Source organism: Marinimicrobium locisalis (genome assembly GCF_039822625.1).
Classification (GTDB): domain Bacteria; phylum Pseudomonadota; class Gammaproteobacteria; order Pseudomonadales; family Cellvibrionaceae; genus Marinimicrobium; species Marinimicrobium locisalis.
The window spans coordinates 81,940-95,925 of the sequence record NZ_JBDLLG010000009.1; the positions used below are offsets into that span (position 1 = coordinate 81,940).

At 59.4% G+C, this 13,986-nt stretch carries 14 protein-coding genes; 12 read left to right on the forward strand and 2 right to left on the reverse strand.

Annotated features, from left to right (window positions below):
* Window positions 1-383 precede the first annotated feature (383 nt).
* The 8 genes from AAE514_RS07195 to maoP all read left to right on the forward strand — a co-directional run bounded on the left by AAE514_RS07195 (window position 384) and on the right by maoP (window position 7,036).
* The gene (locus AAE514_RS07195; RefSeq protein WP_347330853.1) at window positions 384-3,197 is read left to right on the forward strand and encodes a monovalent cation/H+ antiporter subunit A; all 2,814 of its coding nucleotides are present in this window, start codon (window positions 384-386) and stop codon (window positions 3,195-3,197) included.
* Window positions 3,197-3,544 (forward strand): Na+/H+ antiporter subunit C, encoded by a 348-nt coding sequence (locus tag AAE514_RS07200; RefSeq protein ID WP_347330854.1) that lies wholly within the window; start codon window positions 3,197-3,199, stop codon window positions 3,542-3,544. Before AAE514_RS07195 ends, AAE514_RS07200 begins: the two co-directional genes overlap by 1 nt.
* A complete protein-coding gene (locus AAE514_RS07205) occupies window positions 3,541-5,052 on the forward strand; it encodes a monovalent cation/H+ antiporter subunit D (RefSeq protein ID WP_347330855.1) in 1,512 nt (503 codons plus the stop codon). Before AAE514_RS07200 ends, AAE514_RS07205 begins: the two co-directional genes overlap by 4 nt.
* A gap of 3 nt (window positions 5,053-5,055) precedes the next feature.
* On the forward strand, window positions 5,056-5,583 hold the full coding sequence (locus AAE514_RS07210; protein ID WP_347330856.1) for a Na+/H+ antiporter subunit E: 528 nt from the start codon (window positions 5,056-5,058) through the stop codon (window positions 5,581-5,583).
* Window positions 5,568-5,837, forward strand: coding sequence for a K+/H+ antiporter subunit F (locus tag AAE514_RS07215; protein WP_347330857.1), 270 nt, complete (start codon window positions 5,568-5,570; stop codon window positions 5,835-5,837). The genes AAE514_RS07210 and AAE514_RS07215 overlap by 16 nt, the downstream gene beginning before the upstream one ends.
* 9 nt (window positions 5,838-5,846) lie before the next feature.
* Window positions 5,847-6,185, forward strand: coding sequence for a Na+/H+ antiporter subunit G (locus AAE514_RS07220; RefSeq protein WP_347330858.1), 339 nt, complete (start codon window positions 5,847-5,849; stop codon window positions 6,183-6,185).
* A gap of 103 nt (window positions 6,186-6,288) precedes the next feature.
* Window positions 6,289-6,555 carry a 30S ribosomal protein S20 gene (gene rpsT / locus AAE514_RS07225; RefSeq protein ID WP_347330859.1) on the forward strand — a complete coding sequence of 89 codons (267 nt, stop codon included), beginning with the start codon at window positions 6,289-6,291 and terminating at the stop codon, window positions 6,553-6,555.
* A 190-nt stretch (window positions 6,556-6,745) separates the two neighbouring features.
* Window positions 6,746-7,036: a DUF413 domain-containing protein gene (maoP, locus tag AAE514_RS07230; RefSeq protein WP_347330860.1), complete on the forward strand. Its 291-nt coding sequence runs from the start codon at window positions 6,746-6,748 to the stop codon at window positions 7,034-7,036.
* Window positions 7,037-7,055: 19 nt separating this feature from the next.
* On the opposite strand, the gene AAE514_RS07235 is transcribed toward maoP, so the two are convergent.
* On the reverse strand, window positions 7,056-8,021 hold the full coding sequence (locus tag AAE514_RS07235; protein WP_347330924.1) for a LacI family DNA-binding transcriptional regulator: 966 nt from the start codon (window positions 8,019-8,021) through the stop codon (window positions 7,056-7,058).
* Between AAE514_RS07235 and AAE514_RS07240 the strand changes: the two genes are divergently transcribed.
* From AAE514_RS07240 to AAE514_RS07255, 4 genes are all read left to right on the forward strand, one after another.
* Window positions 7,993-8,151, forward strand: coding sequence for a hypothetical protein (locus AAE514_RS07240; protein WP_347330927.1), 159 nt, complete (start codon window positions 7,993-7,995; stop codon window positions 8,149-8,151). The genes AAE514_RS07235 and AAE514_RS07240 overlap by 29 nt on opposite strands.
* A gap of 126 nt (window positions 8,152-8,277) precedes the next feature.
* Entirely contained in the window at window positions 8,278-8,796 is a 519-nt protein-coding gene (locus AAE514_RS07245; RefSeq protein ID WP_347330861.1) for a gluconokinase, read from the forward strand.
* Between the two features lie 68 nt (window positions 8,797-8,864).
* A complete protein-coding gene (locus AAE514_RS07250) occupies window positions 8,865-10,208 on the forward strand; it encodes a GntP family permease (protein ID WP_347330862.1) in 1,344 nt (447 codons plus the stop codon).
* Between the two features lie 595 nt (window positions 10,209-10,803).
* A complete protein-coding gene (locus AAE514_RS07255; protein ID WP_347330863.1) occupies window positions 10,804-12,555 on the forward strand; it encodes an alpha-amylase family glycosyl hydrolase in 1,752 nt (583 codons plus the stop codon).
* A gap of 192 nt (window positions 12,556-12,747) precedes the next feature.
* Here the strand turns inward: AAE514_RS07255 and AAE514_RS07260 are convergent, their stop codons facing one another.
* Window positions 12,748-13,962 (reverse strand): glycosyltransferase family protein, encoded by a 1,215-nt coding sequence (locus tag AAE514_RS07260; protein ID WP_347330864.1) that lies wholly within the window; start codon window positions 13,960-13,962, stop codon window positions 12,748-12,750.
* Window positions 13,963-13,986 lie beyond the last annotated feature (24 nt).

The window sequence follows — 13,986 nt, forward strand, 5'->3', positions numbered from 1 at the left end:
GGTTAAGGGGGAGTCGCAATACTGGCAGAGTGGGTCGGATTCAGTGTATAACTGCGTTTGCCGGTCACGCGCCGGCAAACGGTACGACGTCGATAACGACCTGGATACGGGATAGCCGTGATGCCGCACCACGATCAACCACAGACAGCCAACCCGGGTAACGCGAGCCTTATGCGCGTTCGCCGACTGTCGTCGATGGCGGGACGCAACCTCGTTGGCCGGCCGGCCGACCGTCCTCCCATGAACGTCAAACGTCGCCCCTTCTTTACCGATCCCCCCGCGCCCCTTCAATAACCGTCTACACTGTTCAAAAATTGAGCTCACCCCCGGTCTGTCGTCAAGCCGGGTGAGATGGACGACTCCCCTAAGGTGTGAGAGACCTTATGACTTTGTTACTGATTGTTTTACTGCCGCTATTTGGGTCGCTGGTGCCGCTGGCCACCGAGCGGTACGGCCGCAATATCTGCGCCTGGTCCGCCTCTATCGCGCCGCTGATCTCGCTGGGGCTGCTTATCAGCCTCGTCCCGGGTGTGATGGCGGGAGAAACACTGCGCTACCACCGGGAATGGCTACCGAGCCTGGGGCTGGACCTGAGCCTTCGGCTGGACGGGCTCGGGCTGATGTTCGCGCTGCTGATTACCGGCATCGGCCTGTTGGTGCTGCTGTACGCCCGCTATTACCTCTCCAGCAAGGATTCCCTGGGCAGACTCTACGCCCTGCTTCAGATTTTTATGCTGGCGATGCTCGGCATCGTTCTATCGGACAATATTCTGCTGATGCTGGTGTTCTGGGAGCTGACCAGCTTGAGCTCCTTCCTGCTGATTGGCTACTGGTCCCACCAGAGTGACGCGCGCAAGGGCGCCCGCATGGCGCTGGCCGTGACCGGTGCGGGGGGCCTCTGTCTGCTCGCTGGGGCCCTGTTGCTTGGGCATATTGTGGGCAGTTTCAATCTAGGCGATATTCTCGCCGCCGGGGATCAAATCCGGGCCCACAGCCTTTACCCCATCACTCTGATTCTGGTGCTGCTGGGGGCGTTTACCAAGTCGGCCCAGTTCCCTTTCCACTTCTGGTTGCCCCACGCCATGTCCGCGCCCACGCCGGTCTCGGCCTACCTTCACTCGGCCACCATGGTGAAAGCCGGGGTCTTTCTTCTGGCGCGGCTGTACCCGGCGCTGGCGGGCACCGAGTTGTGGTTTTTCCTGGTCAGCTTTACCGGGTTGGCCACCATGGTTTATGGCGCCTACACCGCGCTGTTCAAGCACGACCTCAAGGGGCTGCTGGCCTACTCCACCATTAGCCACCTGGGGCTTATTACACTGCTATTCGGCTTTAATACCCAGTTGGCCGCGGCCGCGGCGGTGTTCCATATCATCAACCATGCGACCTTCAAGGCCTCGCTCTTTATGGCCGCCGGAATTATCGATCACGAGACCGGCACCCGGGATATGCTCAAACTCCACGGCCTGTGGAAATACATGCCCCACACGGCGCTGCTGGCCATGGTGGCCTCAGCCGCCATGGCGGGGGTACCGCTGCTCAATGGCTTTCTCAGCAAAGAGATGTTTTTCGCCGAGAGCCTACAGCTGGAGTATCTAGGGTCCCTTTCCTGGATTATGCCGGTACTGGCCACCCTCGGGGCCCTGTTCTCGGTCGCCTATTCCTGGCGGTTTATTCACGATGTGTTTTTTAACGGCGAACCGGTGGACCTACCCAAGTACCCGCCTCACGAGCCACCGCGCTTTATGAAGGTGCCAGTGGAAATGCTGGTGGTGCTGTGCCTGGTGGTGGGCATTTTTCCCAATTACACGGTGGAACCGTTTATGCACGCCGCCGCAAGCGCCGTGCTGGGCCGTGAAATGCCGGAGTACCATCTCGCCCTCTGGCACGGGTTCAACCTGCCCCTGCTGATGAGCGGCATCGCCCTGGCCGGCGGCCTGCTGCTCTACAGCCAGCGCAAGGGCTTGTTCGCCTTCTACGAGAGAAAGTACCGCAGCGACGAGAAGCTGGTGTTTGAAGCGCGGGTTCAGCGCAGCGTTCGCCTCGCCCAATGGGTCACCGACCGGCTGGAAAATGGCTCCCTGCAGCGCTATATGGCCCTGTTCGTGGGGTCGGCGCTGGTGGCCGGCGCCATCGGTATATGGCCCCTGCAGGAGTGGACCGGCTCGCAGGCCCTGACCCCGGTTGACCCGGTTAGCCTGATTGCCGCCGGGCTGCTGATAGTCGGCTCGTTCGGAACCGTGCTGATTCACCACAATCGGTTTGCCGCCCTATTGCTTCTGAGCGTGGTGGGACTGGTGGTCTCTCTCACCTTTATCCGGTTCTCCGCACCGGACCTGGCGCTGACGCAGATTTCCGTGGAAGTGGTGACCATTGTGCTGTTGATGCTGGCGCTGTACTTCTTGCCCCAGCTTACCCCCAACGAATCCGGCCGCAAGCGGGTCGCTCGGGATGTAGTGCTCTCGGGGGCCGCCGGCACGGGCGTGGGACTGCTGTGCTGGACGGTTTTGACGCGGCCGTTTAGCTCCATCTCTGACTATTTTCTGGAAAACAGCGTCAGCGGTGGCGGTGGCTCCAACGTCGTAAACGTGATTCTGGTGGACTTCCGCGGTTTCGATACCCTGGGGGAGATCACTGTGCTGGCCCTGGCCGCCGTGGGCATCTATGCCATGCTCCACGGTTTGAAGCTGCCGCTGCCCTATGTCGATAGCGACGGCCGGCGCTGGGCCCGCGAACCTCACCCGCCAATTCTGTCGGTGATGACGCGCGTACTGCTGCCGCTGGCCATCATGGTCTCGCTGTACATCTTCCTGCGTGGCCACAATATGCCCGGCGGTGGTTTTATTGCCGGTCTGGTCACCAGCGTAGCCTTAATTCTGCAATACATCTCCACCGGCACCGATTGGATGCAGCAACGCCTGCGCTGGAACTACCGCAAAGTCGCCGCCTCGGGGGTAATGATCGCCACCTTAACCGGGCTGGCCAGCTGGCTGTTCGGCTACCCCTTCCTGACCTCGACCTTCACCTACCTGCACTGGCCGGTAGTGGGCAAGTTCGAAGTGGCCTCCGCCATGGCTTTTGATGTTGGGGTCTACATCACGGTGGTCGGTGCCACCATGCTGATTCTCGCGCACCTGGGCCGCCTGGCCCAGAGTACCCACGAACCGCCCGCGACCAATGAAAAAGGGGAGAAAATCTAATGGAACTGTTGATTTCCATCATGCTCGCGGTAATGACCGCCTGTGGGATTTATCTCATGCTTCGCGGCCGCACCTTCCCCGTGATTGTGGGGCTGACGTTGTTCACCTATGCCGTCAATTTGTTCATTTTCGTGATGGGCCGGCTCACGGCCGGAGCTCCGCCGATCATCGGTTCCGGCGAGAGCTACGCCGACCCGCTGCCACAAGCGTTGGTGCTAACGGCCATTGTTATCAGCTTCGCCATGACCGCCTTCGTCCTGGTTCTGGCCCTGCGTGCCCGAGCGGAGCTGGGCAACGACCACGTCGACGGCGCCCCCGTGAATGAGCGGGAGGATAGCCGCGTATGATGCATCTGATTGCTTTACCGGTGCTGCTACCGCTGGTGACCGGGCTCTTGTTGTTGCTGCTGGCCGGCCGGAAAAACTTCGGCCTCAACCGCGCCATCAGTCTGGTCGGTGCCGGACTGCTCGTACTGGTGGCTGCGCTGTTGTTCTACACCGCCAGCAGCGGTGTGATTCAAGTGTACGCCATGGGGGACTGGGCCCCACCGTTCGGCATTGTGCTGGTGCTTGACCGCCTGAGCGCGCTTATGGTCTTGGTCACCAGTGTGCTGGCGTTTTTTAGTATTTGGTACGCCGCCGGCACCATGGACCACCCCGCCTATAACCTCAACGGCCTAATGCATTTGCTGCTATTGGGCATTAACGGGGCCTTTCTGACCGGGGACCTGTTCAACCTGTTTGTCTGCTTCGAGGTGCTGCTGCTCGCCTCTTACGCGCTGTTGATCCAGGGCGACGGGCCGGACCGGGCCAAAGCCGCCCTCCATTACGTGGTGCTGAACCTGGCCGGCTCGAGCCTGTTTCTGATTGCCGTGGCGACGCTTTACGGCATCACCGGCACTCTGAACATGGCGGATATGGCCGCCAAGGTAGCGCAATTGCCTGAGGATCGCGCCCCCATTGTGGGCACGGCCGCTTTGCTATTTCTTGTGGTGTTCGGCCTCAAGGCGGCCGTGGTGCCGCTGTATTTTTGGCTTCCCCGCGCCTACAGCGCCGCCAGTGCGCCCGTGGCTGCCATGTTCGCGATCATGACCAAAATCGGTGTATACGCCATTGCCCGCATGTATACCTTGATCTTTGGGGACCAAGCCGGGCACCTGGCCAACCTGGTCCAGCCCTGGCTTTGGCCGCTGGCGCTGACTACGCTGACTCTGGGCTTTATCGGCGTATTGGCCAGCCGCACGTTGCGCATGCAGGTGTCTTATCTGGTGATTATTTCCGTGGGCACTTTGCTGGCCGGGCTGGCCATCGATACCCAAGCCTCCCTGAGCGCCACTTTCTATTACCTTGCCCACTCCACCTGGGTGTGCGGAGCCTTGTATTTGATCGTGGACCTGATCCGCCACCAGCGCGAAGATGGCAGCGATGAGATCAAGAGCGGACCGGCCCTGCCGCAGGCCACCACGCTTGGGCTGCTGTTTTTTGCGGGGGGGCTGAGCGTAGCCGGCATGCCCCCTCTGAGCGGCTTTATCGGCAAGTTATTGTTGCTAAAGGCGGCGGGGACCGGTTACGAAGCCATCTGGCTCTGGAGTCTGGTTCTTCTCAGCGGCCTCGCCGCCATCACCGCCTTGAGCCGCAGTGGCAGCACCTTTTTCTGGCGGACCTCCGGTGTGGCCACTACCGGCAAAGCTCAGGCCTGGCCCTTGGCGGCCACCATCGGCCTTCTGGCGACCACCCTGGCGCTGGCCCTCTGGGGCGAGCCCATGATCGCCTACACCGACGCCCTGGCCGAGCAGCTGCTTAACCCAGAGCGCTACATTCAAAGCGTCTTGCGGCACACGACGGTAGGAGGGTAAACCATGAACACCACCACAACGCCCAGACGTCGCCGCCAGCTGTTGCCTCACCCGGTCCTGAGCCTCTTTATGTGGGGGCTCTGGTTGCTGCTGGCCAATAAAGTCAGCGGCGGCCACTTGGTTTTGGGGGCCTTGCTGGCCTGGTTTATCCCCTTTGTCACCCAGTCTTTCTGGCCCCAGGAAATGAGCCTTAGCCGGCGGCCCGGGATAACGCTGAGGTTCGCCGTTATGGTTCTGGGGGACATTGTCATCGCCAACTGGGTGGTCGCCCGGCTGATTCTCGGTCGCCCGAAGAATCTTAAGCCGGCCTTCCTGAAGGTTCCCCTGGACCTGAAACAGGACTTTTCCATCACAGTGCTCGCCAGCACCATTTCACTCACACCGGGCACGGTATCGGCGGATTTGAGTCCGGACAGCCGGTACTTGCTGGTTCACACCCTGCACACCGAAGATGCCGCCGAAACGGTGGCCACGATCAAGCGGCGCTACGAAGCCCCTCTCAAGGAGATTTTCGAATGCTCGAGACCGTAATTCAGCTCGCCATGCTGATGGTGAGCCTTGCGCTGGTGCTGAACCTCTGGCGACTGGTGCGCGGCCCGTCATTGCCCGACCGCATTCTAGCGCTGGACACCATGTACATTAATTCCATCGCCCTGTTGGTGCTCTACGGCCTGTCACAAGCCTCAATGCTGTATTTTGAGGCCGCAGTGCTCATTGCGGTGATGGGCTTTGTGGGCACAGTGGCACTGTCAAAGTACCTGTTGCGCGGCGACATCATCGAATAGGAGTAAACCGTGGAAGACACAAGCTGGTTGGAATGGCTCATTTGCCTACTGCTTCTCATTGGCGCGAGCTTCGCGCTGATTGGCTCTCTGGGGCTGGTGCGGCTGCCGGATTTCTTTATGCGCCTGCACGGCCCTACCAAGGCCACCACGCTGGGGGTCGGCAGCATCATTGTCGGCTCCATGCTTTTTTTCAGCACTCGTGGTGAGGGATTGAGCCTGCACGAGCTGCTGATCGCGCTATTTCTGTTCATCACCGCGCCGGTTAGTGCTCACATCGTGGGTAAGGCGGCCTTGCATGTGGGGCTGCCCTACCGAAAAGACACCCAACATTGGGAGCAGGACAGTTGACATATGAGCGCAAATGGGCATAATGTCGCGTCCTTGATTCCGGCTTGTGTGAATGTTGCCGGACGAACGAATTTCAGTCTGATTACGTAACAGGAGCTCCACGGTGGCCAATACACCTCAATCCAAGAAGCGCGCTCGCCAGAACGAAAAGGCTCGCCAGCACAACGCCAGCCTGCGCTCCATGACGCGCACCTACATCAAGAACGTGGTCAAGGCCATTGATAACGGCGACCAGGAAGCGGCCAAAACCGCTTACGTTGCCGCCGTTCCAGTGATTGACCGCATGGCCGACAAAGGCCTGCTGCACAAAAACAAGGCCGCTCGTCATAAGAGCCGCCTGAATGGCCGCATCAAGGCCATGGCGTCGTAAGCGACGCCCGTGCCGCACTTCGAGGTCGGTTCTCCGGCCTCCACAAAAAAACCGGCTTCGTGGCCGGTTTTTTTGTATCTGGCTGAAACGCCATTTCCTACCTTGTCTTTAAAATACCATCGAATTGACACATTTCTGCCAGAATCATCGTATACGGTGGCTGTGTTGAACCCGGTAAAGGAGACAAGCGATGTTGCCCCGTGAACATTACCTCAAGCAGCCGTTTCAAGACCCGAAACACTTTCCCGCGGGCTTTGAACACGCCGGCCGACTCTCGAGCAGCCAGGCCCGGCTGATCCGCAAGCACGGCGCGCTGATTACGGCCCTGGGCCGCGGTGAGGTATCCAACCCCACCGACGACGACCGCCACCTCTTAAAGGTCATCGCCCGCCAGGCCGCCCCAAAGAACCCCATCGAACAGGCCTGGCTTAAATACCTAACGCTTCGGGAAGAGAAGGTCGAGCTGCGCAAAAGCGCTTAAGAGGGCGCCTGTCGGGCGGCTACAGATGGTCCGTGGACTGGCGCAGCGTGACCTCAAACCCCAAATCGCGCCGCGTCTGTTCCGGCTCAGTGCCCGACAGCGCCGCCACCACCATCTCCGCCGCCATCACGCCCATCTCGTACCGCGGCACGGAGACACTGCTCAGAGAGGGGTTGGTAAAGGCGGAGACCTCAAAATCGTTAAATCCGCACAACCCCAGCTCCGAGGGCACGGAAATGCCCATTCGCTGACTTTCAAACAGGGCGCCGAGGGCCAGGTCGTCGTTGCAGCAAAAAACCCCATCGAGTACGTCCCCCGACTGCGCCATCAGCTTTCTGAACAACTCTCCCCCAAGCTCGATGGAAGAGGGCTGGTCAGTGGTCATCACAAAATTTTTCCAGAAGCGCCCGCGCTCCTCCAGCACCGCCTGAAAGCCCGCCATACGCTGCTTTACCCGTGTGTCCATTCGGGCGCCGATAAACCCAAGCTGGCCGTAGCCGGCCTCCAGCAACCGCTCCGCCACGGCCCGCCCCGCCTCATAGTGGGAGATCCCCACGTTCATATCCAACGGCTCCTCCAACAGGTCCATCATCTGCACGATAGGCACTTTTGCTTTCAGCAACAGACGTTCACAGGCGCGGGTCTGCTCCCCACCGGTAAGGATCATGGCCTCGGGGGCCTGGCTGAGCAGTGTGCGCACCATGCGCTCCTCCTCCAGGGCCGAATAGTGGCTATCCACCATCACCACTTTGTAGCCGGTGGTGCCGGCCACATCGTAGATGCCGCGTAGCACATCGGTGTACACCACGTTGGAGAGCGAGGGAATCACCACGCCAATGACCCGCGAACGGGCGGATGCCAGGGAACTGGCAGACTGGTTGGGAATATATCCGAGCATATCGATTGTCTCCTGGACGGCCTGTCGCGTTGAAGGCGACACTTTATTAGGATGATTTATGACCCTGGAAACGGTGATTCCGCTCACGCCCGCCGCCCTGGCGACGTCGGCAAGCGTGACGTTGTCATGGTATGTTTTGCGGGCTCGGGTAGTCACCGTAATACTCCTTTCGAAAACCGTGGAGAATATCACAGCCTTGATGTTTGCGCTAACATAATAAAGACGGTAGGCTTGCAGCTTTAACCTGTAAACTATGGTCGCATAAATCTCACCGCCACCGTTGCAACGGTCCTGGCGGTGACTCTTATGTCCCTAGCCCTCGTGTCGCACAGGAGCACAGTCCGTGTCCAAGCTGTTTATTTTGATGGGCGTTTCCGGCGCCGGCAAGTCCACGGTGGCGGCCGCCTTGGCCGAACATTTTGGGTACCGGTACCTGGACGCCGATAACTTCCATAGCGATTCGGCCAAAGCCCATATGGCGGCCGGCCACCCACTGACCGACGAAATGCGGGTACCCTGGATCGAGCGCCTGTGCGCCCATTTAAAAGAGCGCGCCGCCCGGGGGGAAGACTGCGTGCTCGCCTTTTCCGGGTTAAAGCGACGCCACCGGGAGCCGCTGCGCCATTGCAATATGGACACCCACTTCCTCTTCCTCGACGGCGATGCCGACACCATTGCCCAACGCATGAGTAGCCGGGAGGGCCACTTTATGCCCCCCTCCCTGCTCGAAAGCCAGCTCAGCGCCCTGGAGCGTCCTAGTGCCGATGAACCGGACATAGTCCCCATCGACATCCAGCCCCCGGTCAGCCAAGTGCTGGAGCGAGTTTACCGGGCGGTCGGGGCCATTGAGGAGGCCCATTAGCTCACGGGGCTGACGCTGTAAACCTACACCCGTCTCGGCAACCCCGCAACGCCAGGAGATAATAAAAAATGTCCGCCCCCTACTTGCTCTCCGTTACCGTGGTCAGCATCGCGGTGCTGTTGTTTCTCATTATGGCGCTGCGCTTGCAGGCGTTCATTGCCTTGCTGCTGGTCAGCATGGGCGTGGCCATCGCCGCGGGCGTTCCGCTGCCGGAGGTGGCGAGCGTTATTCAGGAGGGCATGGGCGGCACGCTGGGCTATATCGCCATCGTTATCGGCCTGGGCACCATGATCGGGGAGATCCTCCAGGTCTCCGGCGGTGCCCGGCAAATCGCCCACACCCTGACCCGAAAAGCCGGCTCGGAGCGGGCCCCCTGGGCACTGATGACACTGGGGTTGATCGTCGCCATTCCGGTATTCTTTGAAGTGGCCCTGATTCTGTTTATTCCCCTGGTCTACAGTCTGGCCAAACGGACCGGGAAGTCGCTCCTGTTCTACGGCTTGCCGCTGGTCGCCGGCATTGCCGTTGCCCATTCGTTCATTCCTCCCACGCCGGGTCCGGTAGCAGTCGCCTCCCTCCTGGGCGCCGACCTCGGCTGGGTGATCCTGGTGGGCCTGATCGCCGGCATACCCGCCGCTATCCTGGGCGGTATCGTCTTCGGCCGCTATGTCGGCAACCGCATTCACACCGTGATGCCCGAAACGGCGCAGGCGAAAGAAGACGCCGAGAGCGACCGCCCCCTGCCCGGCTTCGCCCTGGTCATCAGCATCATCTTGGTGCCCCTGGTAATGATACTTCTCAACACCGCCACCAAAACCTGGCTCCCGGAGGGCCACGGCATCGCCCAGTTGATGGCCTTCATCGGCCACCCCTTCACCGCCCTGCTGGTGGCGTGCTTGCTCTCTTTCTACTTCCTCGGCACCCGCCAGGGCTTCAGCCGGGAGGAAATCCAGCGGGTGGCCACCCGCTCGATGGAGCCGGTGGGGATGATCATCCTGCTCACCGGCGCCGGCGGTGTCTTCGGCAAAGTGCTGATCACCGCTGGGGTGGGGGACGCCTTGGTCAATGCCATGACCGCCTCCAACCTGCCGGTGGTGCTGTTTGCCTTCCTGGTGGCCACGGTCATCCGCGTCTCTCAGGGGTCCGCCACCGTGGCCATGGTGACCAGCGCGGGCTTGGTCGCCCCACTCGTGGAGGCGGGCAGCCATTCGGACGGGGTGGTGGCGTGCATCACCATCGCCATCGCCTGCGGCGCGACGGTTCTGTCTCACGTGAACGATTCGGGCTTCTGGCTGGTCAAGCAGTTTATGGGCCTGACCGAACGCCAAACTCTGGCTTCCTGGACGGTTTTGGAGACTATCCTGGGTGTGGTTGGGCTGGTTGTCGTGATGTTGTTGAGTACTGTGCTGTAGCTTCGAACAGTGTTTGGGGAGGGGCGTAGGGTAGACCGGTTGGAAACCCGCCGTGAACCCATCCCTGGGGGCTTCTCATCGGCGTCCATGCCTCAGAGAGTCTACAACCGGTCCATCCTGCGCCCAGTCACGCCCTCTGCCACTAGGGGAGCGCGCGGTGAGAGCGAAATACACCGCCTTGTAGCTGGTAGGTTATTAGTACGTAGGGTTGGTAAGCGCAGCGCCACCTACCAAATTACTGTTCCGTAAACACGGCCGGGCTTAGGGTTTGGCTCCCATTCAAATGGTAGGTGGCGCTGCGCTTACCTACCCTACCCAGGGGAACAGCTTGGCACTGAGGACCTCGACGGTGTATACCTGTCGGGGACTCTCTGACGCCTACAGGGATGTAGGTGCTAGGGCGACGCAGGAAGCCAAAGCCGCGGCATGGATGCCGATGAGAAGCCTCCATGGATGGATTTACGGCGGGTCCCCGAGAGGTATACACCTCCGAGGCCCGGAACCAGCTAAAGGCACCCCAACTGACCGGTATAAATCTTGCAGCTGCTAAAGTAGTAAAAGACAGAGTGTACCCATACCGAAGAGAGCCCTGACTATGACCACCGACTTTTTGTCACTGCCCGAGCTGAAAACCAAACTCAGCGCTCTACTCAGCTACCTTTACCCACAAACCGACACCGAAACCCTCACCGAACAGTGCCTCGAAGCCATCGGCCCGCGCCTCAACCGCGCCATTATACCCCCCGAACAACTCTGGTCCGAACAAGACTGTCTGCTCATCACCTACGGCAACTCCATCCGCACCCCCAACCAAAAACCCCTGGACACCCTCGAACAATTCCTGCACCAGCGGCTCCAGGACACTTTCACCGCCGTGCATATACTCCCCTTCTTCCCCCACAGCTCCGACGGCGGCTTCGCCGTCATCGACTACACCCAAGTGGACCCCGAGCTGGGAGAGTGGGAAGACATCGAAGCCCTGGCGCAAGACTTCAAATTCATGGGCGACCTGGTCATCAACCATGTCTCCAGCCACAGCGGTTGGTTCAAAAACTACCAATACGGTAAAGACCCCGGGCGGGACTACTTCGTCGAAGCCAGCCCCCACTACGACCTCTCCATGGTCGTGCGCCCACGCACCAGCCCCCTGCTCAGAGCCGTGGAAACCAACGACGGACTGAAGCACGTCTGGTGTACCTTCAGCCACGACCAGGTCGACGTGGACTTTCGCAACCCCAAGGTGCTGCTGGAATACTTGCGTATCATCGGCCTATACCTGGATAAGGGGATTCAATGGTTGCGCCTGGACGCCGTGGCCTTTCTGTGGAAGGAAATTGGCACTCCATGCATTCATTTGCCTCAAACTCACGAAGTGGTCAAACTCGTGCGGCTGTTGATGGAGTACAAAAATGCCCACGCCATTTTGATCAGCGAAACCAATGTTCCGAACTTGGAGAACCTGACCTACTTCGGCAACAGTAACGAAGCACACTTAATCTACAACTTCAGCTTCCCGCCCCTGGTTATCCACGCTCTTCTCTGCGGCACCGGCCAATACCTTAAAAACTGGTTGATGAGTATGCCACCCTCCCCCATGGGCTGTGCCTACTTGAACTTTACCGCCTCCCATGACGGCATCGGCCTGCGCCCCGCCGAAGGCTATTTGTCGGACGAGGAGCTGACTACCTTTCTAAGTACCCTGCAATCGTTCGGCGGGCGCATTTCCAGCCGAACGGATTTACAGGGCCACAGCAAGCCCTACGAGGCCAATATCAGCTTGTTTGATGCGTTTAAGGGCACCTACCAGGGCACCGACCGGTGGCAGGAGGCGAGGCTGTTGTGCTCGCAGATTATTATGCTCGCCCTGGAAGGGATTCCCGCCTTCTACCTCCATACCTTATTCGCCACCCCGAACGACCTGGACAAGCTGGAAGCCACCCAGCACAACCGTTCGATTAATCGCAAAAACTGGCACCTCGGGGAATTGGAAGCGCTCCTGGAAGACCCGGAAACGCCCCACTACCGAATTTTCCGGGAACTCAGGCGTTTGATTGCGCTGCGCCGTTCGCAACCGGCCTTTCACCCGAACGCCACCCAGTTTCCCTTGCACCTGCAGGAGGAGGTGTTCGGTTTCTGGCGGCAAAGCCTGCGTCGGACGCAAAGCATTTTCTGTTTGAATAATATGAGTGATCGGCCGCAGGAGGTGTGTCTGACCAGTCTCAATTTGCTCAGCACAAAGAGCTGGCTGGATTTGATCAGCGGTGAGCCCATTGCAGACCTGTACGGCACCTTAACTCTGGCGCCGTATCAGTGTGTTTGGTTGACGAATTATGAGAAGGCACTTTAGGACAGAGAGGGATGGCGGATGCGCCTTGGGCTTATCCGCTCTACGCCTGCGGCACTAGTCAGAGAGCGAAGGGCCTTTACGTCATTTGTTGGGTGGCGCTGCGCTTACCCAACCTACGCCTAGTTTTCGCTTTGGATAAACCGAGTAACGCGTAGGTTGGGTAAGCGCTAGCGCCACCCGACACAATTATTTCTACTTACCGTTGTCTTTCTCCACGGCTTCCAGCAACTGTTCATACACATCCGGGACCGCGCTTAGCACCCTCGACCAATTCGCCATAAACGGTCGCTCGGTAGGGTCATTCAAAAACTGGTCCCCCGCGCGCATAATACAGGTGGTAAACAGCTCGACGGCGTTTTCCTCCTGATTCCGATCCAGCGTCATGCCGTTGATGACCGCATCGTTGTGGTAGCGATCAACCAAGTCCAGTGCCACACGATAGTAGCTGGCCTTAATGGTACGAAACACCTCCGGCGTGAAGACCACCCCTTTTATCGCGAGCTTTCGGAAAAGGGATTTGGAAATGTCCGTGCTCATCTTGGACAGCCCCCCCTCCGGGTTGTCTGGGGAAAGATCCTGGTGTTTGTGATCGTAGGCGTCGGCAATATCCACCTGACAAACCCGCTCGTCCGAGTAGCGCCGGTTCACCTCCGAGAGCACGCCAATCTCCAGCCCCCAGTCACTGGGAATACGAATGGAGCCGACCACATCCATAATCATCGAGAATTCCCCGGCCAGCGGGTAGCGAAAACTGTCAATAAACTCCAAATAGTCGTCGTGGCCAAACACTTTTTCCAGCGCGCGCACCAGCGGTGAAACCAACAGCCGACTCACCCGGCCGTTCAACTTGCCATGCGCCGCTCGATAGTAGTAGCCCTTACAAAAAGCATACTTGAAGGTCGGGTGAACCACCGGGTAAAACAGCTTGGCGACAATGTCCCGTTTGTAGGTGAGGATGTCGCAGTCGTGCAACGCCACCGCCTTGGCACGGTCGGAGGCCAACGCATAGCCCAGGCAGTACCAAACGTTGCGCCCCTTGCCCAGCTCATTGGGCGCCAGCCCGTACTCATCCAGCATATGATCAATCGCCTTGAGGCGCGGCCCATCGTTCCAAAGAATATGGTGGCGTTGGGGCAGGCGGGAGAAAAACTCCTTGGCGTGTTTAAACTCTTCTTCCGTCGCCCGGTCCAGACCGATGATAATCTCATCCAGATAGGTGACTTTACTCAACTCCTGGATAATATTCTCCAGTGCCGGCCCCTGCAGCTCGGAATACAGGCAGGGCAACACCAAACACATGGGCTTTTTCTCCCGCCACTGGTTCAGCTCGGCTTCCATGGCTTCCAGGGGACGGTCGCCCAGGTTGTGCAAGGTCGCGATACGGCCGTTCTGAAAAAAGTCACTCATAATCGTTGTCCTCGTTGTCCGTTT